36 protein-coding genes are annotated in these 21,376 nt (G+C 67.1%); all 36 read right to left on the bottom strand.

Annotated elements, in window-relative coordinates; translation table 11 throughout:
* Window positions 1-8: 8 nt before the first annotated feature.
* Entirely contained in the window at window positions 9-518 is a 510-nt protein-coding gene (rplQ, locus tag EHO50_RS23445; RefSeq protein WP_062702560.1) for a 50S ribosomal protein L17, read from the bottom strand.
* 183 nt (window positions 519-701) lie between these two features.
* Window positions 702-1,724 carry a DNA-directed RNA polymerase subunit alpha gene (locus tag EHO50_RS23440; protein WP_003966937.1) on the bottom strand — a complete coding sequence of 341 codons (1,023 nt, stop codon included), beginning with the start codon at window positions 1,722-1,724 and terminating at the stop codon, window positions 702-704.
* Window positions 1,725-1,878: 154 nt separating this feature from the next.
* On the bottom strand, window positions 1,879-2,283 hold the full coding sequence (rpsK, locus tag EHO50_RS23435) for a 30S ribosomal protein S11 (protein WP_003956432.1): 405 nt from the start codon (window positions 2,281-2,283) through the stop codon (window positions 1,879-1,881).
* A gap of 70 nt (window positions 2,284-2,353) precedes the next feature.
* Window positions 2,354-2,734 carry a 30S ribosomal protein S13 gene (gene rpsM / locus EHO50_RS23430; protein WP_128433137.1) on the bottom strand — a complete coding sequence of 127 codons (381 nt, stop codon included), beginning with the start codon at window positions 2,732-2,734 and terminating at the stop codon, window positions 2,354-2,356.
* A 232-nt stretch (window positions 2,735-2,966) separates the two neighbouring features.
* Window positions 2,967-3,080, bottom strand: a complete 114-nt coding sequence (rpmJ, locus tag EHO50_RS23425) for a 50S ribosomal protein L36 (protein ID WP_003998809.1) — start codon at window positions 3,078-3,080, stop codon at window positions 2,967-2,969.
* Window positions 3,081-3,139: 59 nt separating this feature from the next.
* Complete coding sequence (gene infA / locus EHO50_RS23420; RefSeq protein ID WP_003948620.1) at window positions 3,140-3,361, bottom strand: translation initiation factor IF-1; 222 nt, start codon at window positions 3,359-3,361, stop codon at window positions 3,140-3,142.
* A gap of 194 nt (window positions 3,362-3,555) precedes the next feature.
* A complete protein-coding gene (gene map, locus EHO50_RS23415; RefSeq protein ID WP_128433136.1) occupies window positions 3,556-4,392 on the bottom strand; it encodes a type I methionyl aminopeptidase in 837 nt (278 codons plus the stop codon).
* Between the two features lie 140 nt (window positions 4,393-4,532).
* The gene (locus EHO50_RS23410) at window positions 4,533-5,195 is read right to left on the bottom strand and encodes an adenylate kinase (RefSeq protein WP_128433135.1); all 663 of its coding nucleotides are present in this window, start codon (window positions 5,193-5,195) and stop codon (window positions 4,533-4,535) included.
* Entirely contained in the window at window positions 5,195-6,511 is a 1,317-nt protein-coding gene (gene secY, locus EHO50_RS23405) for a preprotein translocase subunit SecY (RefSeq protein WP_128433134.1), read from the bottom strand. The genes EHO50_RS23410 and secY overlap by 1 nt, the downstream gene beginning before the upstream one ends.
* 244 nt (window positions 6,512-6,755) lie before the next feature.
* Complete coding sequence (gene rplO / locus EHO50_RS23400; RefSeq protein ID WP_003974249.1) at window positions 6,756-7,211, bottom strand: 50S ribosomal protein L15; 456 nt, start codon at window positions 7,209-7,211, stop codon at window positions 6,756-6,758.
* Between the two features lie 2 nt (window positions 7,212-7,213).
* The gene (gene rpmD / locus EHO50_RS23395) at window positions 7,214-7,396 is read right to left on the bottom strand and encodes a 50S ribosomal protein L30 (protein WP_003974250.1); all 183 of its coding nucleotides are present in this window, start codon (window positions 7,394-7,396) and stop codon (window positions 7,214-7,216) included.
* Window positions 7,397-7,398: 2 nt separating this feature from the next.
* Window positions 7,399-8,004 (bottom strand): 30S ribosomal protein S5, encoded by a 606-nt coding sequence (rpsE, locus tag EHO50_RS23390; RefSeq protein ID WP_009190144.1) that lies wholly within the window; start codon window positions 8,002-8,004, stop codon window positions 7,399-7,401.
* A gap of 38 nt (window positions 8,005-8,042) precedes the next feature.
* On the bottom strand, window positions 8,043-8,426 hold the full coding sequence (gene rplR / locus EHO50_RS23385) for a 50S ribosomal protein L18 (protein WP_007494754.1): 384 nt from the start codon (window positions 8,424-8,426) through the stop codon (window positions 8,043-8,045).
* A 3-nt stretch (window positions 8,427-8,429) separates the two neighbouring features.
* Window positions 8,430-8,969, bottom strand: a complete 540-nt coding sequence (gene rplF / locus EHO50_RS23380) for a 50S ribosomal protein L6 (protein ID WP_128433133.1) — start codon at window positions 8,967-8,969, stop codon at window positions 8,430-8,432.
* Window positions 8,970-8,993: 24 nt separating this feature from the next.
* Window positions 8,994-9,392, bottom strand: a complete 399-nt coding sequence (gene rpsH / locus EHO50_RS23375) for a 30S ribosomal protein S8 (protein WP_015658459.1) — start codon at window positions 9,390-9,392, stop codon at window positions 8,994-8,996.
* Window positions 9,393-9,603: 211 nt separating this feature from the next.
* Window positions 9,604-9,789, bottom strand: a complete 186-nt coding sequence (locus tag EHO50_RS23365) for a type Z 30S ribosomal protein S14 (protein WP_003948630.1) — start codon at window positions 9,787-9,789, stop codon at window positions 9,604-9,606.
* 5 nt (window positions 9,790-9,794) lie between these two features.
* Entirely contained in the window at window positions 9,795-10,352 is a 558-nt protein-coding gene (gene rplE / locus EHO50_RS23360; RefSeq protein ID WP_020135807.1) for a 50S ribosomal protein L5, read from the bottom strand.
* Window positions 10,352-10,675, bottom strand: coding sequence for a 50S ribosomal protein L24 (gene rplX, locus EHO50_RS23355; RefSeq protein ID WP_030046380.1), 324 nt, complete (start codon window positions 10,673-10,675; stop codon window positions 10,352-10,354). Before rplX ends, rplE begins: the two co-directional genes overlap by 1 nt.
* 2 nt (window positions 10,676-10,677) lie before the next feature.
* Window positions 10,678-11,046 (bottom strand): 50S ribosomal protein L14, encoded by a 369-nt coding sequence (rplN, locus tag EHO50_RS23350; protein ID WP_003998823.1) that lies wholly within the window; start codon window positions 11,044-11,046, stop codon window positions 10,678-10,680.
* A gap of 101 nt (window positions 11,047-11,147) precedes the next feature.
* Window positions 11,148-11,435 (bottom strand): 30S ribosomal protein S17, encoded by a 288-nt coding sequence (gene rpsQ, locus EHO50_RS23345; RefSeq protein ID WP_007384073.1) that lies wholly within the window; start codon window positions 11,433-11,435, stop codon window positions 11,148-11,150.
* A complete protein-coding gene (gene rpmC / locus EHO50_RS23340) occupies window positions 11,435-11,659 on the bottom strand; it encodes a 50S ribosomal protein L29 (protein ID WP_003974259.1) in 225 nt (74 codons plus the stop codon). Before rpmC ends, rpsQ begins: the two co-directional genes overlap by 1 nt.
* Window positions 11,659-12,078 carry a 50S ribosomal protein L16 gene (gene rplP / locus EHO50_RS23335; RefSeq protein ID WP_030967307.1) on the bottom strand — a complete coding sequence of 140 codons (420 nt, stop codon included), beginning with the start codon at window positions 12,076-12,078 and terminating at the stop codon, window positions 11,659-11,661. The genes rpmC and rplP overlap by 1 nt, the downstream gene beginning before the upstream one ends.
* A 5-nt stretch (window positions 12,079-12,083) precedes the next feature.
* Window positions 12,084-12,905 carry a 30S ribosomal protein S3 gene (rpsC, locus tag EHO50_RS23330; RefSeq protein ID WP_003998826.1) on the bottom strand — a complete coding sequence of 274 codons (822 nt, stop codon included), beginning with the start codon at window positions 12,903-12,905 and terminating at the stop codon, window positions 12,084-12,086.
* Window positions 12,905-13,252: a 50S ribosomal protein L22 gene (rplV, locus tag EHO50_RS23325; protein WP_062706767.1), complete on the bottom strand. Its 348-nt coding sequence runs from the start codon at window positions 13,250-13,252 to the stop codon at window positions 12,905-12,907. Before rplV ends, rpsC begins: the two co-directional genes overlap by 1 nt.
* Window positions 13,253-13,296: 44 nt before the next feature.
* A complete protein-coding gene (gene rpsS / locus EHO50_RS23320) occupies window positions 13,297-13,578 on the bottom strand; it encodes a 30S ribosomal protein S19 (RefSeq protein ID WP_019753092.1) in 282 nt (93 codons plus the stop codon).
* A 12-nt stretch (window positions 13,579-13,590) separates the two neighbouring features.
* Window positions 13,591-14,427 (bottom strand): 50S ribosomal protein L2, encoded by an 837-nt coding sequence (gene rplB / locus EHO50_RS23315; RefSeq protein ID WP_037887002.1) that lies wholly within the window; start codon window positions 14,425-14,427, stop codon window positions 13,591-13,593.
* A 40-nt stretch (window positions 14,428-14,467) separates the two neighbouring features.
* Window positions 14,468-14,887 carry a 50S ribosomal protein L23 gene (gene rplW / locus EHO50_RS23310; RefSeq protein WP_128433132.1) on the bottom strand — a complete coding sequence of 140 codons (420 nt, stop codon included), beginning with the start codon at window positions 14,885-14,887 and terminating at the stop codon, window positions 14,468-14,470.
* Window positions 14,887-15,543, bottom strand: coding sequence for a 50S ribosomal protein L4 (gene rplD, locus EHO50_RS23305; RefSeq protein ID WP_128433131.1), 657 nt, complete (start codon window positions 15,541-15,543; stop codon window positions 14,887-14,889). The genes rplW and rplD overlap by 1 nt, the downstream gene beginning before the upstream one ends.
* 8 nt (window positions 15,544-15,551) lie before the next feature.
* Entirely contained in the window at window positions 15,552-16,196 is a 645-nt protein-coding gene (gene rplC, locus EHO50_RS23300) for a 50S ribosomal protein L3 (protein WP_062706771.1), read from the bottom strand.
* A gap of 17 nt (window positions 16,197-16,213) precedes the next feature.
* On the bottom strand, window positions 16,214-16,522 hold the full coding sequence (rpsJ, locus tag EHO50_RS23295) for a 30S ribosomal protein S10 (protein ID WP_003948644.1): 309 nt from the start codon (window positions 16,520-16,522) through the stop codon (window positions 16,214-16,216).
* A 405-nt stretch (window positions 16,523-16,927) separates the two neighbouring features.
* Window positions 16,928-18,046: a pyrroloquinoline quinone biosynthesis protein PqqE gene (gene pqqE, locus EHO50_RS23290; RefSeq protein ID WP_128433130.1), complete on the bottom strand. Its 1,119-nt coding sequence runs from the start codon at window positions 18,044-18,046 to the stop codon at window positions 16,928-16,930.
* Complete coding sequence (gene pqqD / locus EHO50_RS23285) at window positions 18,043-18,315, bottom strand: pyrroloquinoline quinone biosynthesis peptide chaperone PqqD (protein ID WP_128433129.1); 273 nt, start codon at window positions 18,313-18,315, stop codon at window positions 18,043-18,045. Before pqqD ends, pqqE begins: the two co-directional genes overlap by 4 nt.
* Window positions 18,312-19,034 carry a pyrroloquinoline-quinone synthase PqqC gene (pqqC, locus tag EHO50_RS23280; RefSeq protein ID WP_128433128.1) on the bottom strand — a complete coding sequence of 241 codons (723 nt, stop codon included), beginning with the start codon at window positions 19,032-19,034 and terminating at the stop codon, window positions 18,312-18,314. Before pqqC ends, pqqD begins: the two co-directional genes overlap by 4 nt.
* An 8-nt stretch (window positions 19,035-19,042) precedes the next feature.
* Window positions 19,043-19,942, bottom strand: coding sequence for a pyrroloquinoline quinone biosynthesis protein PqqB (gene pqqB, locus EHO50_RS23275; protein ID WP_128433127.1), 900 nt, complete (start codon window positions 19,940-19,942; stop codon window positions 19,043-19,045).
* Window positions 19,943-19,950: 8 nt separating this feature from the next.
* Window positions 19,951-20,082, bottom strand: a complete 132-nt coding sequence (locus EHO50_RS23270) for a pyrroloquinoline quinone precursor peptide PqqA (RefSeq protein WP_128433126.1) — start codon at window positions 20,080-20,082, stop codon at window positions 19,951-19,953.
* Between the two features lie 28 nt (window positions 20,083-20,110).
* Window positions 20,111-21,238, bottom strand: a complete 1,128-nt coding sequence (locus EHO50_RS23265) for a PQQ-dependent sugar dehydrogenase (protein ID WP_220096459.1) — start codon at window positions 21,236-21,238, stop codon at window positions 20,111-20,113.
* Window positions 21,239-21,376: the final 138 nt, after the last annotated feature.

Genomic DNA, 21,376 nt, shown 5'->3' with positions numbered 1-21,376 from the left:
GCAGACGCTTAGGCGTCCTTCGACTCCTCGGCGGGAGCCTCAGCAGCCTCGTCGGCCTTGGTCGTGTCGACCTTGGCCTCGGCAACCTCGGCAACCTCGGCGTCCTTGGCGGCACGCTTGGTCGCCGCCTCGGCCTCGCCCGTGGCCTCCTGCGCAACCGTCAGCGCCTCGACCAGCTCGATGACAGCCATGGGCGCGTTGTCGCCACGGCGGTTACCGATCTTGGTGATACGGGTGTAGCCACCCGGACGGTTCTCGTACCGCGGGCCGATCTCGGTGAAGAGCGTGTGGACGACGCTCTTGTCCGTGATGACCTGGAGCACCTGACGGCGGTTGTGAAGGTCGCCCTTCTTCGCCTTGGTGACCAGACGCTCGGCGTACGGCCGCAGACGGCGGGCCTTCGCCTCGGTGGTGGTGATACGGCCGTGCTCGAACAGCGCCTTCGCGAGGTTCGCGAGAAGCAGCTTCTCGTGCGCGGCACTGCCGCCCAGACGGGCACCCTTGGCGGGCTTCGGCATGGTGTTTCTCCTCAGTGTCTGCCCCGGCCGTATCAGGTACCGGGGTCAGTATCCGAGCGGGCGGTCGCCCGTCGGAGATCCGGACGACAGCCCCGAAGGGGCGCCGTCCGGAAGGGGCGCGGGGAACTGCGCGACAAGCCACAGCGCGCCCGCACCCAAGAACCGGCAGTCGGTCCCGAGCTCTTAGTACTGCTCGGTCTCGACGAACCCGGCGTCTGCATCGTCGTCCGCGCCGAAGGCATCCGCCGCGGCGGTCGGGTCGAATCCGGGCGGGCTGTCCTTCAGGGCCAGGCCCATGCCGGCCAGCTTCGCCTTGACCTCGTCGATCGACTTCGCACCGAAGTTACGGATGTCGAGCAGGTCGGCCTCAGAACGAGCGACGAGCTCACCCACGGAGTGGATGCCCTCACGCTTGAGGCAGTTGTACGACCGAACCGTGAGCTCGAGCTCCTCGATCGGCAGCGCCAGGTCGGCGGCGAGGGCAGCGTCCGTGGGGGACGGGCCCATGTCGATGCCCTCGGCGTCGATGTTCAGCTCACGGGCCAGACCGAACAGCTCGACCAGCGTCTTACCGGCCGACGCCATGGCGTCACGCGGACGCATCGCCTGCTTGGTCTCGACATCGACGATCAGCTTGTCGAAGTCGGTGCGCTGCTCGACACGCGTGGCCTCGACCTTGTACGTGACCTTCAGCACCGGGCTGTAGATGGAGTCGACCGGGATACGGCCGATCTCCTGGCCCACCTGCTTGTTCTGCACGGCGGAGACGTAACCGCGGCCACGCTCGACCGTGAGCTCCATCTCCAGCTTGCCCTTGCCGTTGAGCGTGGCGAGGACGAGGTCGGGGTTGTGCACCTCGACACCGGCCGGCGGCGCGATGTCGGCGGCGGTGACCAGACCCGGGCCCTGCTTGCGCAGGTACATCACCACAGGCTCGTCGTGCTCCGAGGAGACGACCAGCTGCTTGATGTTGAGGATCAGGTCGGTGACGTCCTCCTTGACGCCCGGCACGGTGGTGAACTCGTGCAGCACGCCGTCGATACGGATGGACGTGACCGCCGCACCCGGGATCGAGGACAGGAGGGTCCGGCGCAGGGAGTTGCCGAGGGTGTAGCCGAAGCCCGGCTCCAGCGGCTCGATCACGAACCGTGAGCGGAACTCGTCGACGACCTCTTCGGTCAACGAGGGACGCTGAGCGATCAGCATGTGTGGATCAGATCCTTCTTTCGTGGACGCCCGCTATTTGACGCCCGACGGAACCGTCCCCGGCAAAAGGGACGGGTACTGCAAGGGTACGGGCGATACGCCCCCTACAGAGCCGTACCGCCCGAAACCAAGCCTGCTGCGAAGCAGCCGTACGTCAGACGCGACGACGCTTCGGCGGACGGCAGCCGTTGTGCGGGGTCGGGGTGACGTCCTGGATGGAGCCGACCTCGAGACCGGTCGCCTGAAGCGAACGGATCGCGGTCTCACGACCCGAACCCGGACCCTTCACGAACACGTCGACCTTGCGCATGCCGTGCTCCTGAGCGCGGCGGGCAGCCGACTCGGCAGCCATCTGCGCGGCGAACGGCGTGGACTTCCGGGAGCCCTTGAAGCCGACGTGGCCGGCGGAGGCCCAGGAGATCACGTTGCCGGACGGGTCCGTGATGGAGACGATCGTGTTGTTGAACGTGCTCTTGATGTGCGCGTGGCCGTGAGCGACGTTCTTCTTTTCCTTGCGGCGCACCTTCTTGGCAGCGCCCTGACGACCCTTGGGGGGCATCTAGTAACTCCTACGGGGAGGTGGTCGGTCCTACAGCGAAGACCGCTGATGAAGCGTTGTCCGCTGAGGACTACTTCTTGCCCGGCTTCTTCTTGCCGGCGATGGCGCGACGCGGGCCCTTGCGGGTACGAGCGTTCGTGCTGGTGCGCTGACCGCGGACGGGCAGACCGCGACGGTGACGGAGACCCTGGTAGCAGCCGATCTCGACCTTGCGGCGGATGTCGGCCTGGATCTCGCGACGGAGGTCACCCTCGGTCTTGATGTTGTTGTCCACGTACTCGCGAATCGCGACGAGCTGCTCCTCGGAGAGGTCGCGAACGCGGGTGTTCGGGTTGACGCCGGTCGCTGCCAGCGTCTCCTGCGAGAGGGTCCGGCCGATGCCGAACACGTAGGTGAGGGCGACCTCCACGCGCTTGTCGCGCGGGATGTCAACACCGGAAACGCGTGCCATTCAATGGCTCCTGGTGATCTTCGGAGGTCTTCCGCAGAACCGACTCCCAGCCGCCGGCCTCTTCACGCTGTTCAAAAGATGCAGCCAAAGATTAGGTACGAACTGGGTCCCCGGCCTCCGAACCGGGGGTGTCAGGCACGATCGCTCGGCCTGGATTCTGCGTATGAACATATTCAGCTCGCGTCGCGCGAATCTCTGCGATATCGATGCAGAGGGAGTGGACGATCGTGCGTCAGCCCTGGCGCTGCTTGTGGCGCGGGTTCTCGCAGATGACCATGACCCGGCCGTGACGGCGGATCACCCTGCACTTGTCGCAGATCTTCTTGACGCTCGGCTTGACCTTCATTGGGTGAGGTTCTCCGGGTCAGTGCCATCGCCTCGGGAGGCCCGGGGCGGGGGCAAGATCTACTTGTACCGGTAGACGATCCGGCCACGCGTCAGGTCGTACGGAGACAGCTCCACCACGACCCGGTCGTCAGGGAGGATGCGGATGTAGTGCATACGCATCTTGCCGCTGATGTGTGCCAGGACCTGGTGGCCGTTCTGGAGCTCGACCTTGAACATGGCGTTCGGCAGAGACTCGACGACAGTGCCCTCGATCTCGATGGCACCTTGCTTCTTGGCCACGCTTTGCCCTTCGGAATCGACTACCTTGATCGACTCCCCTGCGTCCCTTACGGGCGCATGCAGACATGCGGGTGCACGAGAGCCGACGAGTCAGTCTACGTCAGCGCTCCCGGAAACACGAATCGAGAGATCCTGCCCCAGAGGACAGATCGTTAAGCGCCCCGAAGGGGCGCGGGGAACTGCGCAAGGCGTACTCAGACCAAGGGATCCGGCGCAGCGACAATCCCGTGCTCCGCCAGCTTCGCCTTGCCCCCGTCGGGAGCGGTCAGCACCAGCGGCCCCTCCTCGGTCAGCGCAACCGAGTGCTCCCAGTGGGACGACCACGTACCGTCGGTCGTGATGACGGTCCAGTCGTCCGAGAGGACCTTCGTCTTCGGGGTGCCCAGGGAGACCATCGGCTCGATGGCGAGGCAGAAGCCAGGGACCAGCTTCGGCCCCTTCCCCCGCCGCTTCTCGACATAGTTCAGCAGGTGCGGGTCCATGTGCATCTCGGTGCCGATGCCGTGACCGCCGTAGTCCTCGATGATCCCGTACTTGCCGCCACCGGGCTTCGGCTGCCGGCGGATGTACGTCTCGATGGCACGGGAGACGTCGACGAGGCGGTTGCCCTGCTTCATAGCCGCGATGCCGGCCCACATCGACTCCTCGGTCACCCGGGAGAGCTCGATCAGCTCCGGGGCGTGACCGGACCCGACGAACGCCGTGTACGCGGCGTCGCCGTGCCAGCCGTCGATGATCGCGCCGCAGTCGATGGAGATGATGTCGCCGTCCTTGAGGACGACGTCCTCGGACGGGATACCGTGGACGACGACGTCGTTCACGGAGGTGCAGATCGTCGCGGGGAAGCCGCCGTAGCCGAGGAAGTTCGACTTGGCCCCGTGCTCCGCGAGCACCTTGCGGGCCACCTCGTCCAGATCCTTGGTGCTGGCCCCGGGCACCGCGGCCTCACGCGTGGCCGCGTGAATGGCGGCGACGACCAGCCCCGCCTCACGCATCTTGGCGATCTGCTCGGGGCTCTTGATCTGCACCATGGGGACGGGGGCCTTTCTTGGGCTGGATAGAGGGGACTGCTTCAACCATAAGGGCGGAGCCGGAGCGCCCCACCCCACGCAGCAGCCGCGGCCCCCGAGAGGGAACCGCGGCCTGAGCTACGTACGAGCCAAGAGCGCTCTTACTTGCCGTCCTCGTCGCGCTGAAGCGCCTCCATCGCGCGGGCCGTGACCTCTTCGACCTTGCCCAGCGCGGAGATGGTGACGACCAGCCCCTGCGCCTTGTAGTAGTCGATGATCGGCTCGGTCTGCGTGTGGTAGACCTCCAGCCGCGTGCGGACGGTCTCCTCGGAGTCGTCGTCCCGCTGGTACAGCTCGCCGCCGCAGGCGTCGCAGACGCCTTCCTTCTTCGGCTGGCTGTACGTGACGTGGAAGACGTGGCTGGAGTCCTTGCGGCAGATCCGCCGCCCGGCGATCCGCTTGACGACCTCTTCCTCGGGGACCTCGAGGTCCAGCACCGCGTCCAGCTTCATGCTCTCGGACTGGAGCATCTCGTCGAGCGCCTCAGCCTGGGAGACATTGCGCGGGAAGCCGTCCAGCAGGAAGCCACCCTCGGCGTCCGGCTGCTCCATGCGGTCCTTGGCCATCCCGATGGTGACCTCGTCCGGCACCAGGTTGCCCGCGTCCATGTAGGACTTCGCGAGCTTCCCGAGCTCCGTCTGCTGGCTGATGTTGGCGCGGAACAGGTCGCCCGTGGAGATGTGCGGGATCGACAGGTTCTTGGCGAGGAACGCGGCCTGCGTTCCCTTACCGGCACCCGGCGGCCCGACGAGGACGATACGCATCAGCGGAGGAACCCTTCGTAATTGCGCTGCTGGAGCTGGCTCTCGATCTGCTTCACCGTTTCGAGACCGACACCCACAATGATCAGGATGCTGGTACCACCGAACGGGAAGTTCTGGTTTGCCCCGAAACCAGCCAACGCCATCGTCGGCACGAGAGCGATCAGACCCAAGTACAGCGAGCCCGGCCAGGTGATCCGGTTGAGCACATACGAAAGGTACTCAGCGGTCGGTCGGCCAGCCCGGATGCCCGGGATGAAGCCACCATACTTCTTCATGTTGTCCGCGACTTCCTCGGGGTTGAACGAGATGGCCACGTAGAAGAACGCGAAGAACACAATCAGGAAGAAGTACAAAGTGACGTGCACGGGCGCCGCCGTGTTGGCGAGGTTCGCTGTGATCCAGCTCGCCCATCCCGATGATTGGGAGCCGGCGAACTGCACGATCAGCGCCGGGATGTAGAGCAGCGACGACGCGAAGATGACCGGAATCACACCCGCCTGGTTCACCTTGAGCGGGATGTAGGTGGAAGTACCGCCATAGGAACGGCGGCCGATCATGCGCTTCGCGTACTGCACCGGAATTCGGCGCTGAGCCTGCTCGACGAAGACCACCAGGCCGACCATGAACAGACCGACGGCGATGACCGTGCCGAATTCGATCCAGCCGCCCGCCAGGTCGCCCTGCTGCTTGATGGACCACAGCGCGGCCGGGAAGGTCGCGGCGATCGAGATGAACATCAGGATAGACATGCCGTTGCCGATGCCGCGGTCGGTGATGAGTTCACCGAGCCACATGACGGTGGCCGTACCGGCGGTCATGGTGATGACCATCACGATGGTGGTGAAGATCGAGCGGTCCGGCACGATCTGGCCGGCCACCTGGCAGTTCGGGAACAGCGAACCGCTGCGGGCGGTGGCCACCAGGCCGGTGCCCTGCAGGATGGCGAGCGCCACGGTCAGATAGCGGGTGTACTGCGTGATCTTGGCCGTGCCTGCCTGGCCCTCTTTCTTGAGGGCTTCCAGGCGCGGGATCACGACGGTCAGCAGCTGCAGGATGATGCTCGCCGTGATGTACGGCATGATGCCGAGCGCGAAGATCGTGATCTGCAGCAGCGCGCCACCACTGAACATGTTGACCAGACCGAACAGGCCCTGGTTGGTGCTCGCCTGGTCGATGCAGACCTGAACGGCCCTGTAGTCGACGCCGGGGATCGGAATGTGTGTTCCGATCCGGTAGATCACGATGATGCCGAGCGTGAAGAGCAGCTTCTTGCGCAGGTCGGGCGTCTTGAACGCCCGGGCGAACGCGGTGAGCACGGTGCCTCCTGCGACCCCCGCGCTACTGCGTCAAGGGTGACGGTCTTGAGGTTCGACTAATAGGACGACTTAGCTAACGGTCAACTGCCGCTCAGAGTGCCCCACAAGAAGCACTCCGTAAAAGTGGGCAGTGCAGGCCACCTTACCGGCGAGACCGCCCCCCTTGGAACGACCAACCGGGGATACCCCATTTGTGGGGTATCCCCGGTCGGGATCGCTCAAGTCATCGAGACGCCTGATGGATTCAGACGAGCTCGGTGACGGTACCGCCGGCGGCGGTGATCTTCTCCTTGGCGGAGCCGGAGACGGCGTCGACCGTCACCTGCAGCGCCACGGAGATCTCGCCCTGGCCGAGGACCTTGACGAGGCTGTTCTTGCGAACGGCACCCTTGGCCACGAGGCCCTCGACGGTGACTTCGCCACCCTCGGGGTACAGCGCGGCCAGCTTGTCGAGGTTCACGACCTGGAACTCGGTCTTGAACGGGTTCTTGAAGCCCTTCAGCTTCGGAAGACGCATGTGGAGGGGCATCTGGCCACCCTCGAAGCGCTCCGGAACCTGGTAACGGGCCTTCGTACCCTTCGTACCACGACCGGCCGTCTTACCCTTCGACGCCTCACCACGACCAACACGGGTCTTGGCGGTCTTGGCGCCCGGGGCGGGACGGAGGTTGTGGATCTTGAGCGGGTTGTTCTCCGCCATGATCAGTCGACCTCCTCGACCGTCACGAGGTGGCGGACGGTGTGCACCATGCCGCGGAACTCGGGGCGGTCCTCCTTGACGACCTGCGTGTTGATGCCCTTGAGACCAAGGGAGCGCAGGGTGTCACGGTGGTTCTGCTTGCTACCGATGTAGGACTTGACCTGCGTAATCTTGAGCTGCGCCATGATTACGCACCCGCCCCGGCACGCGCACGGAGAAGAGCCGCGGGAGCGACGTCCTCGAGCGGCAGACCACGGCGAGCCGCGATCTCCTCGGGACGCTGCAGACCCTTCAGGGCCTCCACGGTCGCGTGCACGATGTTGATCGCGTTGTCGGAGCCGAGCGACTTCGACAGCACGTCGTGGATACCGGCGCACTCGAGCACGGCACGCACCGGGCCACCGGCGATAACACCGGTACCGGGGGACGCGGGCTTGAGCAGGACGACGCCGGCAGCCTTCTCACCCTGGATGGGGTGCGGGATGGTGCCCTGGATACGGGGGACCTTGAAGAAGTGCTTCTTGGCCTCCTCAACGCCCTTGGCGATGGCGGCCGGCACCTCCTTGGCCTTGCCGTAACCGACACCCACGGTGCCGTCACCGTCGCCCACCACGACCAGCGCGGTGAAGCTGAAGCGACGACCACCCTTCACAACCTTGGCGACGCGGTTGATCGCGACAACGCGCTCAACGTACGCGGTCTTCTCGGCGGCAGCTGCGCCGCCGTCACGGCCCTTCCGGTCCCGCCGCTCGCCGCCACCGGCACCGCCACCGCGGCGCTGGGGTCCAGCCATTGGATTTACCTCTCTCTTTTCCGCTAGCTACGAACGGCTCAGAACTTCAAGCCGGCTTCGCGGGCGGCGTCCGCCAGGGCGGCAATGCGCCCGGCGTACTGGTTGCCACCACGGTCGAATACGACGGCCTCGACACCGGCAGCCTTGGCACGCTCGGCGACCAGGGCGCCGACCTGCTTGGCCTGCGCGGACTTGTCGCCCTCGCCACCGCGGATCGAGGTGTCCAGGGTGGACGCCGACGCAAGGGTGTGACCCTTGATGTCGTCGATCACCTGGGCCACGATGTGGCGGTTCGAGCGGGTAACGACCAGACGCGGACGCTCCGCCGTACCGTTGATGTGCTTACGGATCCGGATGTGGCGGCGCTTGATCGCGGCGCGCTTGTAGGCGTCGCCCTTAAGGATCTTCTGTCCGTATGCCATGGCTTACTTACCCGCCTTTCCGACCTTGCGGCGGATGACTTCGCCCTCGTACTTGACGCCCTTGGCCTTGTACGGGTCGGGCTTGCGCAGCTTGCGGATGTTGGCCGCGACCTCGCCGACCTTCTGCTTGTCGATGCCCTCGACCGAGAAACGCGTGGGCGCCTCGACCTTGAAGGTGATGCCCTCGGGGGCCTCGACCAGAATCGGGTGGCTGTAGCCGAGCGCGAACTCGAGGTTCGAGCCCTTGGCGGTCACGCGGTAACCGACACCGCTGATCTCGAGCTTCTTCACGTAACCCTGGGTCACGCCGGTGATCATGTTCGCCACCAGCGTGCGGGACAGGCCGTGCAGGGCCTTGTTCTGACGCTCGTCGTTCGGGCGGGTGACGTTCAGAACGCCGTCCTCAGCCCTGACGATCTCGATCGGCGCGGCAACGGTGTGGGTCAGTTCGCCCTTGGGGCCCTTGACCGAGACCGTACGGCCGTCGATGGTGACGTCCACGCCGGCGGGAACCGTGATGGGGAGCTTGCCAATACGCGACATAGCTGTTTCCTCCGTTCCCTTCCGCTACCAGACGTAGGCGAGGACTTCCCCACCCACGCCCTTCTTGCCGGCCTGCTTGTCGGTGAGGAGCCCGTGGGACGTGGAGATGATCGCCACGCCGAGGCCGCCGAGCACCTTCGGCAGGTTGGTGGACTTCGCGTAAACCCGGAGACCGGGCTTGGAGATCCGCTTGATGCCCGCGATGGAGCGCTCACGGTTGGGGCCGAACTTCAGCTCCAGGACGAGGTTCTTGCCGACCTCGGCGTCCTCGACCTTCCAGCCCGTGATGAAGCCCTCCTGCTGGAGGATCTCCGCGATGTGCGACTTGATCTTCGAGTGCGGCATCGCCACGGTGTCGTGGTACGCCGAGTTCGCGTTCCGCAGACGCGTAAGCATGTCTGCGATCGGATCAGTCATGGTCATGAATTGGCCTTCGGCCTCTCTCGCCGGGGTTTCCTGGTGCGCCATCCCTCTCCCCGATCCGAGACGGGACGGGTGCGGCGCGGTGGACCTACGGCGTAGTAAGTCGTACGGGCGTGACAGGCGCCCAACCCCACAAGCCTAAGCCATGCGGGGGCGGGCCCCTGTCCACCCAGATGCTTACCGAGAGCCTCTGGAATCCCTAAATAGGGGATTACCAGGAGCTCTTGGTCACGCCCGGCAGCTCGCCACGGTGAGCCATCTCACGAAGGCACACGCGGCACAGGCCGAACTTGCGGTACACGGAGTGCGGACGACCGCAGCGCTGGCAGCGGGTGTAGCCACGCACACCGAACTTGGGCTTGCGAGCAGCCTTGGCAATCAGAGCCTTCTTCGCCATCTCGCTCACGCCTCCTTGAACGGGAAGCCGAGGTGACGAAGGAGCGCGCGGCCCTCAGCGTCGTTGGTCGCCGTGGTGACCACGGTGATGTCCATACCCCGGGTACGGTCGATCTTGTCCTGGTCGATCTCGTGGAACATGACCTGCTCCGTGAGACCGAAGGTGTAGTTGCCACGGCCGTCGAACTGCTTGGGGGACAGACCACGGAAGTCGCGGATGCGCGGCAGCGCGAGCGACAGGGTGCGGTCCAGGAACTCCCACATGCGGTCGCCACGGAGCGTGACGTGGGCACCGATCGGCTGGCCCTCACGCAGCTTGAACTGCGCGATGGACTTGCGGGCCTTGGTGACGGCCGGCTTCTGACCGGTGATCGTGGTGAGGTCGCGGATGGCGCCCTCGATCAGCTTGGAGTCGCGGGCGGCGTCGCCCACACCCATGTTGACCACGATCTTGACGAGGCCGGGGATCTGCATGACGTTCTCGTACTTGAACTCGTCACGCAGCTTGCCCGCGATCTCCTCGCGGTACTTCGTCTTCAGACGCGGAGTGGTGGTGGTAGCCATCAGATGTCCTCACCCGTCCGCTTGGCAACGCGGATCTTGTTGCCTTCGTCGTCGAAGCGGTAGCCGACACGCGTGACGACCTTGTTGCCGTCCTTCTCAACGACCAGCTGGACGTTGGAGACGTGGATCGGCGCCTCGGTCGTGACGATGCCACCGGCCTGCGAACCCTTGGCGGTCGGGCCGGCCTTGGTGTGCTTCTTGACCCGGTTGACACCCTCGACCAGGACACGCTCGTCGCGCGGGTAAGCGGCAATGACCTTGCCCTGCTTGCCCTTGTCCTTGCCGGTGATGACCTGGACCAGGTCGCCCTTCTTGATCTTCATGCTTACAGCACCTCCGGAGCCAGCGAGATGATCTTCATGAACTTCTTCTCGCGCAGCTCACGCCCGACCGGGCCGAAGATGCGGGTGCCGCGAGGGTCGCCGTCGTTCTTCAGAATGACGGCGGCGTTCTCGTCGAAGCGGATGTACGAGCCGTCCGGACGGCGGCGCTCCTTGACGGTGCGAACGATGACCGCCTTGACGACGTCACCCTTCTTCACGTTGCCACCGGGGATCGCGTCCTTGACGGTGGCGACGATGACGTCACCGATGCCCGCGTAGCGGCGACCGGAGCCACCGAGCACACGGATGCAAAGGATTTCCTTCGCACCAGTGTTGTCGGCGACACGCAGTCGCGACTCCTGCTGGATCACGTCTATCTCCTGTTTGTCTGCCGGTTCCCCGGGCGGGTGTGCAAGTTACACACCCACCCGGAGCCTGGCGGAACTGACCTGCGGATTTGCCCCGCAGGAAATTACTTGGCCTTCTCGAGGATCTCGACGACGCGCCAGCGCTTCGTCGCGGACAGCGGCCGGGTCTCCGCGAGGAGGACACGGTCGCCGACGCCCGCAGCGTTCTGCTCGTCGTGCGCCTTGAGCTTGTTGGTACGGCGGATGACCTTGCCGTACAGCGCGTGCTTGACGCGGTCCTCGACGGCGACGACGACGGTCTTGTCCATCTTGTCGCTGACGACGAGACCCTCACGGGTCTTGCGGAAGCCGCGGGCCTCTGCAGTCTGCTCAGTCACGTTGCTCTCACTCATCAGGCGCTCTCCACCGTCTCGATGCCCAGCTCGCGCTCACGCATCAGGGTGTAGATCCGCGCGATGTCCTTACGGACGGCCTTGAGCCGACCGTGGTTCTCGAGCTGACCGGTCGCCGCCTGGAAGCGGAGGTTGAACAGCTCTTCCTTGGCCTCGCGGAGCTTCGCCAGAAGCTCCTCGTTGCCCAGCTCGCGCAGCTCGGACGCCTTGGTACCGGCCGACATCACGCTTCACCTGCCTCGCGCTTGACGATCCGGCACTTCATCGGCAGCTTGTGGGCCGCACGGGTCAGCGCCTCACGGGCGATCTTCTCGTTGGGGTACGACAGCTCGAACATCACGCGTCCGGGCTTGACGTTGGCGATCCACCACTCCGGCGAACCCTTACCGGAACCCATGCGGGTCTCGGCAGGCTTCTTGGTGAGGGGACGGTCCGGGTAGATGTTGATCCAGACCTTGCCACCACGCTTGATGTGACGCGTCATGGCGATACGAGCGGCCTCGATCTGACGGTTCGTCACGTACGCCGGGGTGAGCGCCTGGATGCCGTACTCGCCGAACGCAACCGTCGTGCCACCCTTGGCAGCGCCGGAGCGCTTCGGGTGGTGCTGCTTGCGGTGCTTGACCCTACGGGGGATCAGCATTTCGGTCAGGCCTCCGTTCCGGTGCTCTCAGCCGGAGCGGACGCGGGAGCCTCGGCCTTGGGGGCCTCGGCGCCGGCAGCCTGCTGCGGCTTGCGACCGCGCCGCTCGCCACCGCGGCCACCACGGGCCGGGCGGTCGGCACCACCACGGGCCGGGCGGTTACCCGCACGGGCCGCAGCGTTCTCGGCGCGGACCTCGGCGATGTTCTTGACGTCGCCCTTGTAGATCCAGACCTTCACACCGATGCGGCCGAAGGTCGTCTTGGCCTCGAAGAAGCCGTAGTCCACGTTCGCGCGGAGCGTGTGCAGGGGCACACGGCCCTCGCGGTAGAACTCCGAGCGGGACATCTCGGCGCCACCGAGGCGGCCACCGCACTGGATCTTGATGCCCTTGGCGCCGGCCTTCATGGCGGACTGCATGCTCTTGCGCATGGCCCGACGGAAGGAGACGCGGGAGGAGAGCTGCTCGGCAACGGCCTGAGCAACCAGCTGAGCGTCGGTCTCGGGGTTCTTGACCTCGAGGATGTTCAGCTGGACCTGCTTGCCCGTGAGCTTCTCGAGGTCACCGCGGATGCGGTCGGCCTCGGCGCCACGGCGGCCGATGACGATGCCCGGACGAGCGGTGTGGATGTCCACCCGCACACGGTCACGGGTGCGCTCGATCTCAACCTTCGAGATACCGGCGCGCTCCATGCCGGACGTCATCATCCGACGGATGGCGACGTCTTCCTTGACGTAGTCCTTGTACAGCTTGTCGGCGTACCACCGGGACTTGAAGTCCGTGGTGACACCGAGCCGGAACCCATGCGGGTTAACCTTCTGGCCCATTACCGGGTTCCTTCCTTGCTGGCGACGACCACGGTGATGTGGCTGGTCCGCTTGCGGATCCGGTAGGCACGGCCCTGGGCACGCGGACGGAACCGCTTCAGGGTCGGGCCCTCGTCGACGTACGCCTCGCTGATGAACAGCGAGGTGGCGTCCGGGTGGTCGTAGTTGTGCGCGGCGTTGGCGATGGCGCTGTCGAGCACCTTGCCGACGGGCACGGAGGCTGCCTGCGGAGCGAATCGCAGAACAGCCTGAGCCTCCGTGGCATCCATGCCACGGATAAGGTCCACCACGCGGCGGGCCTTCATGGGCGTAACGCGGATGTACCGCGCCTGGGCCCTGGCTTCCATGGTTGTCCCTCTCAGTTACTTACGTGTCTGAATGCGATCCGCTACTAGCGGCGCTTCGACTTCCGGTCGTCCTTGACGTGGCCCCGGAAGGTGCGCGTCGGCGAGAACTCGCCGAGCTTGTGGCCGACCATCGACTCGGTGACGAACACCGGGATGTGGGTCTTGCCGTTGTGCACCGCGAGCGTGTGGCCGAGCATGGCCGGCACGATCATGGAGCGACGGGACCAGGTCTTGATGACGTTCTTGGTGCCGGCTTCGTTCTGGGCTTCCACCTTCTTGATCAGGTGGTCGTCGACGAAGGGCCCCTTCTTGAGACTGCGCGGCATCTAAACCCGCTCCTAGCGCTTCTTGTTCGTCTTGCGGCGGCGGACGATGTACTTGTTGCTCGCCTTCTTGGGAGCACGAGTACGACCCTCCTTCTGACCCCACGGGGAGACCGGGTGGCGACCACCGGAGGTCTTGCCCTCACCACCACCGTGCGGGTGGTCAACCGGGTTCATCGCCACACCGCGAACGGTCGGGCGAACGCCCAGCCAGCGCTTACGGCCGGCCTTACCCCAGTTGATGTTGCTCTGCTCGGCGTTGCCGACCTCGCCGACGGTGGCGCGGCAGCGCACGTCGACCAGGCGGATCTCACCGGAGGGCATGCGCAGGTGGGCCATCTGGCCCTCCTTCGCGAGCAGCTGCACGGAGGCACCGGCGGAGCGGGCGAACTTGGCGCCGCCACCGGGACGGAGCTCGATCGCGTGGATCGTGGTACCGACCGGGATGTTGCGCAGCGCCAGGTTGTTGCCCGGCTTGATGTCGGCCCCGGGACCGTTCTCGACGCGGTCACCCTGCTGCAGGTTGCGCGGGGCGAGGATGTAGCGCTTCTCGCCGTCGGCGTAGTGCAGCAGCGCGATGCGCGCGGTGCGGTTGGGGTCGTACTCGATGTGCGCGACCTTCGCCGGCACGCCGTCCTTGTCGTGACGACGGAAGTCGATCACGCGGTAGGCGCGCTTGTGGCCACCGCCCTGGTGGCGGACGGTCACACGACCGGAGTTGTTACGGCCACCCTTGCTGTGCAGGGGGCGGACCAACGACTTCTCCGGCGTGGACCGCGTGACCTCGACGAAGTCGGCGACGCTGGAGCCACGACGGCCCGGCGTAGTCGGCTTGTACTTGCGGATTCCCATTTCTCAGTCCTCGTCCGATATCGGACGATCCGGACCGCCCTTAGGCGGTCGGACCGCCGAAGATGTCGATACGGTCGCCCTCAGCGAGGGTCACGATCGCGCGCTTGGTGGACGCGCGCTGGCCGAAGCCCGTGCGGGTCCGCTTGCGCTTGCCCTGGCGGTTGATCGTGTTGACCCCGGTGACCTTGACCTCGAAGACCGTCTCGACGGCCTGCTTGATCTGGGTCTTGTTGCTGCCCGGGGCGACGACGAACGTGTACTTGTTCTCGTCGAGGAGCGCGTAGCTCTTCTCGGACACGACCGGCTTGATCAGGATGTCACGGAGGTCCGTGAACGCCTTGCTCGCCGGCGTGACGACGGTGTTCTTGCCCTCGGCGGCGTGGCGACGCGCCTTGGCGACGCGAGCGGCCTTGGCCTTCTTCGCGGCCTTCGAGGCAATGGCGGGGTGACGGATAGCCATCAGGCCTCGCTCCCTTCGGTGTCATTGGCCTTCGGGCCCGACACGAAGGACTCGAGCGCGGCCTGGGTGAAGACCACGTCGTCCGAGACGAGAACGTCGTACGTGTTCAGCTGGCCCGGCTCCAGGATGTGGACCTGGGGCAGGTTGCGGGCGGACAGCCACGCGGCCTCATCGGCGCGCTCGACGACCAGGAGCAGGTTCTTGCGCTCCGAGATCTTGCCGAACAGGCTCTTGGCGGCCTTCGTGGACGGGTTCTCGCCCTCGATCACGCCGGAGACGACGTGGATGCGGTTGTTGCGGGCCCGGTCGGTGAGGGCGTGGCGCAGGGCCGCGGCCTTCATCTTCTTCGGGGTCCGCTGCGAGTAGTCACGCGGCACGGGACCGTGCACGACGCCACCACCGGCGAACTGCGGCGCGCGGGTCGAACCCTGACGGGCGCGACCGGTGCCCTTCTGGCGGTAAGGCTTCTTGCCACCACCACGGACCTCGCCACGCGTCTTGGTCTTGTGCGTGCCCTGGCGGGCAGCGGCCAGCTGCGCGACGACGACCTGGTGAAGCAGCGGGACGCTGATCTTCTCTACGTCGAAGATCTCCGCGGGGAGCTCGACGGTACCGGCCTTGTCGCCCGCCGGCGAAAGGATGTCAACAGTGCTCATCGGTTACCTCAGGCCCCCTTGGCCGCGGTGCGGACCAGGACGAGGCCGCCGTTCGGACCGGGAACCGCGCCCTTGATGAGCAGCAGACCCTTCTCCGCGTCAACGGCGTGGACGGTCAGGTTCTGGGTGGTGACCCGCTCGTTGCCCATGCGACCCGCCATGCGGAGGCCCTTGAACACACGGCCCGGGGTGGCGCAGCCACCGATGGAACCGGGAGAGCGGTGCTTGCGCTGGGTGCCGTGACCGGCGCCGAGGCCCTTGAAGTTGTGACGCTTCATGACACCGGCGAAGCCCTTGCCCTTGCTCTTGCCGGTGACGTCGACCTTCACGCCGGCCTCGAAGACCTCGGCCGTGACTTCCTGGCCGAGCGTGTACTCGGAGGCGTCAGCGGTGCGGATCTCGACGAGGTGGCGACGGGGGGTGACGTCGGCCTTGGCGAAGTGGCCCTTGAGGGGCTTGTTCACCTTGCGCGGGTCGATCTCGCCGAAGGCGATCTGGACCGACTCGTAGCCGTCGACGTCGTTGGTACGAACCTGGGTCACGACGTTGGGGCCGGCCTTGACGACGGTGACCGGAACAACACGGTTGTTCTCGTCCCACACCTGCGTCATGCCGAGCTTCTCGCCCAGGATGCCCTTGATCTGCTTAGCCATTCTCAGATCACCAGCCCTCAGAGCTTGATCTCGATGTCGACACCGGCCGGGAGGTCGAGTCGCATCAGAGAGTCAACGGTCTTGGGGGTCGGGTCGAGGATGTCGATCAGGCGCTTGTGCGTGCGCATCTCGAAGTGCTCGCGCGAGTCCTTGTACTTGTGCGGCGACTTGATGACGCAGTACACGTTCTTCTCAGTGGGCAGCGGCACCGGGCCCGCGACCGACGCACCAGTGCGCGTCACCGTCTCGACGATCTTCTTCGCCGAGGAGTCGATGACCTCGTGGTCGTAGGCCTTGAGCCGGATGCGGATCTTCTGTCCCGCCATGGCTACTCAGTAGTCCTGTCTCTCTAACGCTCTGGAACCCGGTGTTCCCGTCCCTCTTCTCCGACCCACGCGGTCGGGCGTGTCGCGCTCTCGCTGACACAGATGTCCCTTGTTCGAACATCCCTTGCCGGGGAGCACGGCCCTTCCGGAACCGCAAGCCGGGGGCGAGGAGGCCCACCGGATGCCTGGCCGGCGCCGCACTGACACTTCCCGAAAGATTCCCGTACGTCCGCCCCAGCGCTGCCTTACGGCAGTTAGGGCGACGAGTACTGTGGGACTCGCTTCCGGTCCTCCCGGCGGGAGGCGCGCAGCATCAACACTCGACCGAGCAACTCGGACAGTCTGCCATATGGGGCAGGGGGCTGGCCAATCGAGCCGGAGAGAATACCCCGAGGGTGACGAAGGTCAAACCCGGGCGGCCGCGCCCTCGGACCGACCGGGTACGCGCCGCCTGACCGGAGCGGTTGCGTCCGCGCCCTCGTCCGCCAGCGCCCGGATCACCCCGTGCTCCGGGGACAACCGGCACGCGGGGTCGGTACGGCCGGCATCGCCGGTGAGCGCGTACGCCTGGCAGCGGCAGCCACCGAAGTCCTCGTCCCGTCGGGAACAGCTGCGGCAGGGGTCGGCCATCCAGTCGGTTCCGCGGTAGCGGGTGAACGCCTTGGAGTGGTCCCAGATCCAGTGCAGGGGATGGTCCCGGATGTTCGGGGGGTCCAGGTCGGGCAGCGCGGCGGCGGCCGGGCAGGGCAGGACGGTGCCGTCCGGGGTGACGGTGAGCGAGACCGCTCCCCAGCCGCCCATGCAGGGCTTGGCCACACCGTCGAAGTAGTCGGGGACGACCCAGACCAGCTCGGGACCCGTGGCGAGCCTGTCCCGCCACCGCTCGACGGCGTCCCGCGCACCGGCGATCTGGGCGCGCGTGGGCAGCAGCGCGGCGCGGTTGAGCAGGCCCCAGCCGTAGAACTGGACGTTGGCCAGTTCGATGCGGTCCGCGCCCCAGGAGATGCCCAGCTCGATCAGGTCGTCGACGGCGTCGAGGTTCTCGCGGTGCAGGACGACGTTGAGGCCGAGGGGGAGGCCGGCGGCCCGTACGAGCTGGGCGGCCCGTTCCTTCTCGGCGAACGACCGGTGTCCGCCGATCCGGTCCGAGGCGCGCGGGTCGGCGTGCTGGACGGACAACTGGACGCTGCGCAGCCCGGCGGAGGCGAGCGCGTCCAGGCGGGCCTGGTCCAGGCCCACGCCGCTGGTGACCAGCTGGGTGTAGATGCCGGCGGCCTCGGCGGCGGTGACGATCCGTTCCAGGTCCCGGCGCAGCAGCGGCTCGCCGCCCGAGAGGTGTGTGTGGACGACGCCGAGCTCGCCCGCCTGGCGCATCACGTCCGTCCACTGTTCGGTGGTCAGCTCCCGCGAACGGCGCGTCAGTTCAAGGGGGTTGGAGCAGTAGCCGCAGTGCAGCGGGCAGGCGTGGGTGAGCTCGGCCAGCAGGGCCCAGGGGCGGGCGGGCGAGGGGGTGGCAGAGGTCATCGGAGCCAGCCCTCCTTGCGCAGGCGTTCGAGGAACGGGGGGACGTCGGTGGCCACCGGGGCGCCGGGGAAGCGTTCGGCCAGGTCGTCGACGATGTCGTCCACTCCGCGGGTGCCGTCGCACAGACCGACGACCGCTGCGGCGGAGCCCGTCAGGACGCCGACGCGCTCCGGGAGGAGCAGCAGGTCGGCGTCGCGTACGGGGTCGTGCCGCCGCACGACGGCGGGGGCGAGCGCGGGCCGCCAGTCGGTCCCGGGTGCCGCCGTCACTCCTGCTCCCGGGGGCCCGCCCGGTCCACGGCGTCCAGCAGCGACCACAGGACGTCGCACTTGAAGCGCAGCCCGGCCACGGCCCGCTCCTGGTCGTCCCGGCTGCGGGCCCAGGTCAGCACCAGGTCGAGTGCCTCCCGGCTGTCGCGCCGCCCCTGGGCGACACGGCTGCGGAAGTAGGCGAGGCCCTCGGCTTCGATCCAGGGGTAGTGGCGTTCGAAGGCGTCTATGCGGGTGCGCATGAGCTCCGGGGCGGACAGTTCGGTGAGTGAGGCGGCGACGGCTTCGAGGGGGGAGCGCAGCCGGCAGAAGTTGATGTATCCGTCGACCGCCAGCCGTACGCCCGGCAGCACGGAGTCGGAGCGCAGCAGCTTCTCGCGGTCCACGCCGGCTGCCTCGCCGAGCCGCAGCCAGCGCTCTATGCCGCCCTCCCCGTCCTGCGGCCCGTCGTGGTCCTGGATGCGGCGCAGCCACATCCGGCGCAGCTCGGGGCTGTCCAGTTTGGCGGTGATCAGGGCGTCCTTGACGGGGATGTGGCGCTGGTAGTGGAAGCGGTTGACGATCCAGCGGCGGAGTTCGTCAGGGCTGAGGTCGCCGCTGTGCATCCGGAGGTTGAAGGGGTGGCGGTGGTGGTAGCGCTCCTCCCCCACCGCGCGCAGGCGTGCCTCGAACTCCGCGTGGCTCCAAGGCTCCGGAAGCGGGGCAGGTCTCGTGTTCACGGCTGTGCTCAAAGCTCGATCACCATCCCGTCGTACGCCACCTCGATGCCGAGCCGGGCGAGCCGCTTGTGCTGGGGAGCCGCCGGGTCGACGAGGGGGTTGGTGTTGTTGAGGTGCGTGTAGAGGCATCGGGCGGGGAGGGCGGCGAGGCGGTCGGCCGTGCCGCCCGGTCCGTCGATGGGCAGGTGGCCCATGCCGGTGGCGGTGCGGGAGGAGATGCCGGTACGGCGGGGCTCCTCGTCGTCCCAGAAGGTGCCGTCGACGATCACGCAGTCGGCCTCGGCGGCGGCCTGCTGGAGGCGGTCGGGCCAGGCGGCCAGTGCGGGGGCGTAGAGGGCGCAAGCGCCGGAGACGGGGTCGTACAGGCGTAGCGCGACGACCCAGGCGTCGTCGTCCGGGGCGTCTGCGGCGTAGCGCGGGCGCTTTCCGGACACCGGGATGCCGCTGATCTGCAGGCCGGACGAGCTGCCCTCGAGCGACTCGGCGCCGTGTCCGGGCAGCTCCCGCCAGGTCACGTCGGTGTAGGGCGCGAGCACTTCGCCGAGGCGCAGGCGCTCCAGCAGGGCCTGGCGGACGGGGGCCGTGGCCGTCACCTGGAGGCCGATCGCCTCACGCAGGCGTGCGATGCCCAGGGTGTGGTCGAGTTCGGCGTCGGTGAGGATCACGCCGGCGATCGGGGTCTGGCGGGGGCCGGGCCCCGGGTGGAGCTCGGGGCGGTCCTCGATCTGGTCGCCGATGTCGGGGGTCGCGTTGACGACGTACCAGCGCCCCTCGCCCGTCCGTACGGCGAGCGAGGCGTGCCGGCGGCGGCGGTGCGGGTGGGCGCGGGCCCCGGAGCATCCAGGGCACGCGCAGTTCCACTGGGGTATGCCGCCGCCGGCGGCGGTGCCGAGTACCAGCAGCAGCACGGCGGCGGCTAGCGGGAGTTGAGGGAGTAGGCGGTGACCTCCAGCGCGGTGTCGATGACCTCGTGGGCGGGGGCCTGCCAGGTGGACTGTTCCGTCTCCTTCGAGGGGGCCTGCTCGACGGGCTCGTCGGTTTCGTTCATCGGTCCTGCGCCCTTTCTGCCGGGAGGGTTACTCGACGCTCACGCGGATGATCATGTCGCCGTCCGCGCTTCTCGACGTGCCCAGCCACAGCTCGTTCCGGCCGGGGACCTTGGCGAGGGCGCGGAGGGCGTGGCCGCCGAAGATGAAGGTCTTCACGGCGTCGCCCGTGCCCCCGGCTGCCGCGTCGGCCGGGATGCGCCACAGCTGGTAGCCGCGCAGGGTCGACACGTAGAGGTTGTCCCCCACGACCGCGATCTGGGCGGGGGCGGTGGTGTGATCCCAGGTGACCTTCGGGTTGGTCATGCCCTTGTCGGTGCAGTGGCCCTCGCAGCTCGGCCAGCCGTAGTTGCGGCCCGGCTCGATCAGGTTGAGTTCGTCCGTCGTTTCCTGGCCGATCTCCACCGACCACAGCCGGCCCTTGCTGTCCCAGGCCAGGCCCTGCGGATTGCGGTGGCCGTAGCTGTAGATGTGGTTGCCGAACGGGTTGCCGGGAGCCGGGGCGCCGGACTTGGTGATCCGCAGGATCTTGCCGTTGATCGAGTTCTTGTCCTGCGCGAGCTGCGCCTGCGTGGCCTCACCGGTCGTGACGTAGAGATAGCCGTCGGGCCCGAAGGCGATCTTGCCGCCGTGGTGGTTCGAGCCCCGCCTGAGCCCTCCGAGCACCACGGTGTAGCCGCTGAGCGCCTTGCCGTCGTAGTGCATCCGCACGACCCGGGTCTCGGTCGCGGTGGTGTGCATGAAGAACACACGCTTGTCCTTGGCGCCGTCCCACGTCGGAGACAGCGCGGCCCCTAGCAGCCCGCCCTTGGCCGAGTCTCCGGGCTGGAAGAGGACCATGTGCGGCACCTTGCCGACCAGGGTTCTGGAGCCGTCGTCGCGGAGGCGGAAGACCCGGGAGGTCTCGTTCTCGGTCACCAGTGCCGAGCGTCCGTCCGGCAGGAATGCGATGGCCCACGGGTTGGACCAGCCCGTGGACAACGTGGCTACGCCGACGGCGGCGCGGGGGGCGGGATCCGTGGCCGCGGCGGTGGCGGACGGTGCGGCGCCCGCCGATGCCGGCTGCGCCAGACAGGCCGCCAGCAGGGCGGCCGCGGCAGTGAGCGAAGGTATGCGGAACCGGGATGAATACCGCACCCAGGAGCCTGAATATGCCATGCACAGCAATCTTTACGAGGCGTGAGCGTGCCGCCACCCGTGGTGAGCCACGAGGGTGAAGTTCTCGCGGCACGTGGCGGGACGGGGCGATACGCCGGACAGGCCGACGGGTCCGCCTCAGCAGACCCGTCGGCCACA

Origin of the sequence: Streptomyces cyaneus (assembly GCF_004028635.1) — a bacterium.
GTDB classification, from domain to species: Bacteria; Actinomycetota; Actinomycetes; order Streptomycetales; family Streptomycetaceae; genus Streptomyces; species Streptomyces cyaneus.
Note: the sequence above shows the minus strand (reverse complement) of the source record. Positions and strands in the feature narration are given on the sequence as shown.

Excerpts from the sequence above, each read along its gene's own strand:
- rplP (WP_030967307.1), bottom strand. The coding sequence starts at position 12,078 with ATGCTGATCCCCCGTAGGGTCAAGCACCGCAAGCAGCACCACCCGAAG.
- rpsJ (WP_003948644.1), bottom strand. The coding sequence starts at position 16,522 with ATGGCGGGACAGAAGATCCGCATCCGGCTCAAGGCCTACGACCACGAG.
- rpsS (WP_019753092.1), bottom strand. The coding sequence starts at position 13,578 with ATGCCGCGCAGTCTCAAGAAGGGGCCCTTCGTCGACGACCACCTGATC.
- rpsE (WP_009190144.1), bottom strand. The coding sequence starts at position 8,004 with ATGGCTGGACCCCAGCGCCGCGGTGGCGGTGCCGGTGGCGGCGAGCGG.
- map (WP_128433136.1), bottom strand. The coding sequence starts at position 4,392 with ATGGTGCAGATCAAGAGCCCCGAGCAGATCGCCAAGATGCGTGAGGCG.
- rpsM (WP_128433137.1), bottom strand. The coding sequence starts at position 2,734 with ATGGCACGCGTTTCCGGTGTTGACATCCCGCGCGACAAGCGCGTGGAG.
- rpsK (WP_003956432.1), bottom strand. The coding sequence starts at position 2,283 with ATGCCCCCCAAGGGTCGTCAGGGCGCTGCCAAGAAGGTGCGCCGCAAG.
- rplD (WP_128433131.1), bottom strand. The coding sequence starts at position 15,543 with ATGAGCACTGTTGACATCCTTTCGCCGGCGGGCGACAAGGCCGGTACC.
- rpsC (WP_003998826.1), bottom strand. The coding sequence starts at position 12,905 with ATGGGCCAGAAGGTTAACCCGCATGGGTTCCGGCTCGGTGTCACCACG.
- rplO (WP_003974249.1), bottom strand. The coding sequence starts at position 7,211 with ATGGCGGAGAACAACCCGCTCAAGATCCACAACCTCCGTCCCGCCCCG.
- rplE (WP_020135807.1), bottom strand. The coding sequence starts at position 10,352 with ATGGCTACCACCACCACTCCGCGTCTGAAGACGAAGTACCGCGAGGAG.
- rplF (WP_128433133.1), bottom strand. The coding sequence starts at position 8,969 with ATGTCGCGTATTGGCAAGCTCCCCATCACGGTTCCCGCCGGCGTGGAC.
- EHO50_RS23365 (WP_003948630.1), bottom strand. The coding sequence starts at position 9,789 with ATGGCGAAGAAGGCTCTGATTGCCAAGGCTGCTCGCAAGCCCAAGTTC.
- rplV (WP_062706767.1), bottom strand. The coding sequence starts at position 13,252 with ATGGAAGCCAGGGCCCAGGCGCGGTACATCCGCGTTACGCCCATGAAG.
- rpmC (WP_003974259.1), bottom strand. The coding sequence starts at position 11,659 with ATGTCGGCCGGTACCAAGGCGTCCGAGCTGCGCGAGCTGGGCAACGAG.
- rpmJ (WP_003998809.1), bottom strand. The coding sequence starts at position 3,080 with ATGAAGGTCAAGCCGAGCGTCAAGAAGATCTGCGACAAGTGCAGGGTG.
- rplQ (WP_062702560.1), bottom strand. The coding sequence starts at position 518 with ATGCCGAAGCCCGCCAAGGGTGCCCGTCTGGGCGGCAGTGCCGCGCAC.
- rpmD (WP_003974250.1), bottom strand. The coding sequence starts at position 7,396 with ATGGCGCAGCTCAAGATTACGCAGGTCAAGTCCTACATCGGTAGCAAG.
- rpsH (WP_015658459.1), bottom strand. The coding sequence starts at position 9,392 with ATGACCATGACTGATCCGATCGCAGACATGCTTACGCGTCTGCGGAAC.
- rplR (WP_007494754.1), bottom strand. The coding sequence starts at position 8,426 with ATGGCATACGGACAGAAGATCCTTAAGGGCGACGCCTACAAGCGCGCC.
- rplC (WP_062706771.1), bottom strand. The coding sequence starts at position 16,196 with ATGGCTAAGCAGATCAAGGGCATCCTGGGCGAGAAGCTCGGCATGACG.
- EHO50_RS23270 (WP_128433126.1), bottom strand. The coding sequence starts at position 20,082 with ATGAACGAAACCGACGAGCCCGTCGAGCAGGCCCCCTCGAAGGAGACG.
- rplX (WP_030046380.1), bottom strand. The coding sequence starts at position 10,675 with ATGAAGATCAAGAAGGGCGACCTGGTCCAGGTCATCACCGGCAAGGAC.
- EHO50_RS23265 (WP_220096459.1), bottom strand. The coding sequence starts at position 21,238 with ATGGCATATTCAGGCTCCTGGGTGCGGTATTCATCCCGGTTCCGCATA.
- pqqE (WP_128433130.1), bottom strand. The coding sequence starts at position 18,046 with ATGACCTCTGCCACCCCCTCGCCCGCCCGCCCCTGGGCCCTGCTGGCC.
- rplB (WP_037887002.1), bottom strand. The coding sequence starts at position 14,427 with ATGGGAATCCGCAAGTACAAGCCGACTACGCCGGGCCGTCGTGGCTCC.
- EHO50_RS23440 (WP_003966937.1), bottom strand. The coding sequence starts at position 1,724 with ATGCTGATCGCTCAGCGTCCCTCGTTGACCGAAGAGGTCGTCGACGAG.
- rpsQ (WP_007384073.1), bottom strand. The coding sequence starts at position 11,435 with ATGAGTGAGAGCAACGTGACTGAGCAGACTGCAGAGGCCCGCGGCTTC.
- rplW (WP_128433132.1), bottom strand. The coding sequence starts at position 14,887 with ATGGCTATCCGTCACCCCGCCATTGCCTCGAAGGCCGCGAAGAAGGCC.
- EHO50_RS23410 (WP_128433135.1), bottom strand. The coding sequence starts at position 5,195 with ATGCGTATCGTCCTCGTCGGGCCGCCGGGTGCCGGTAAGGGAACGCAG.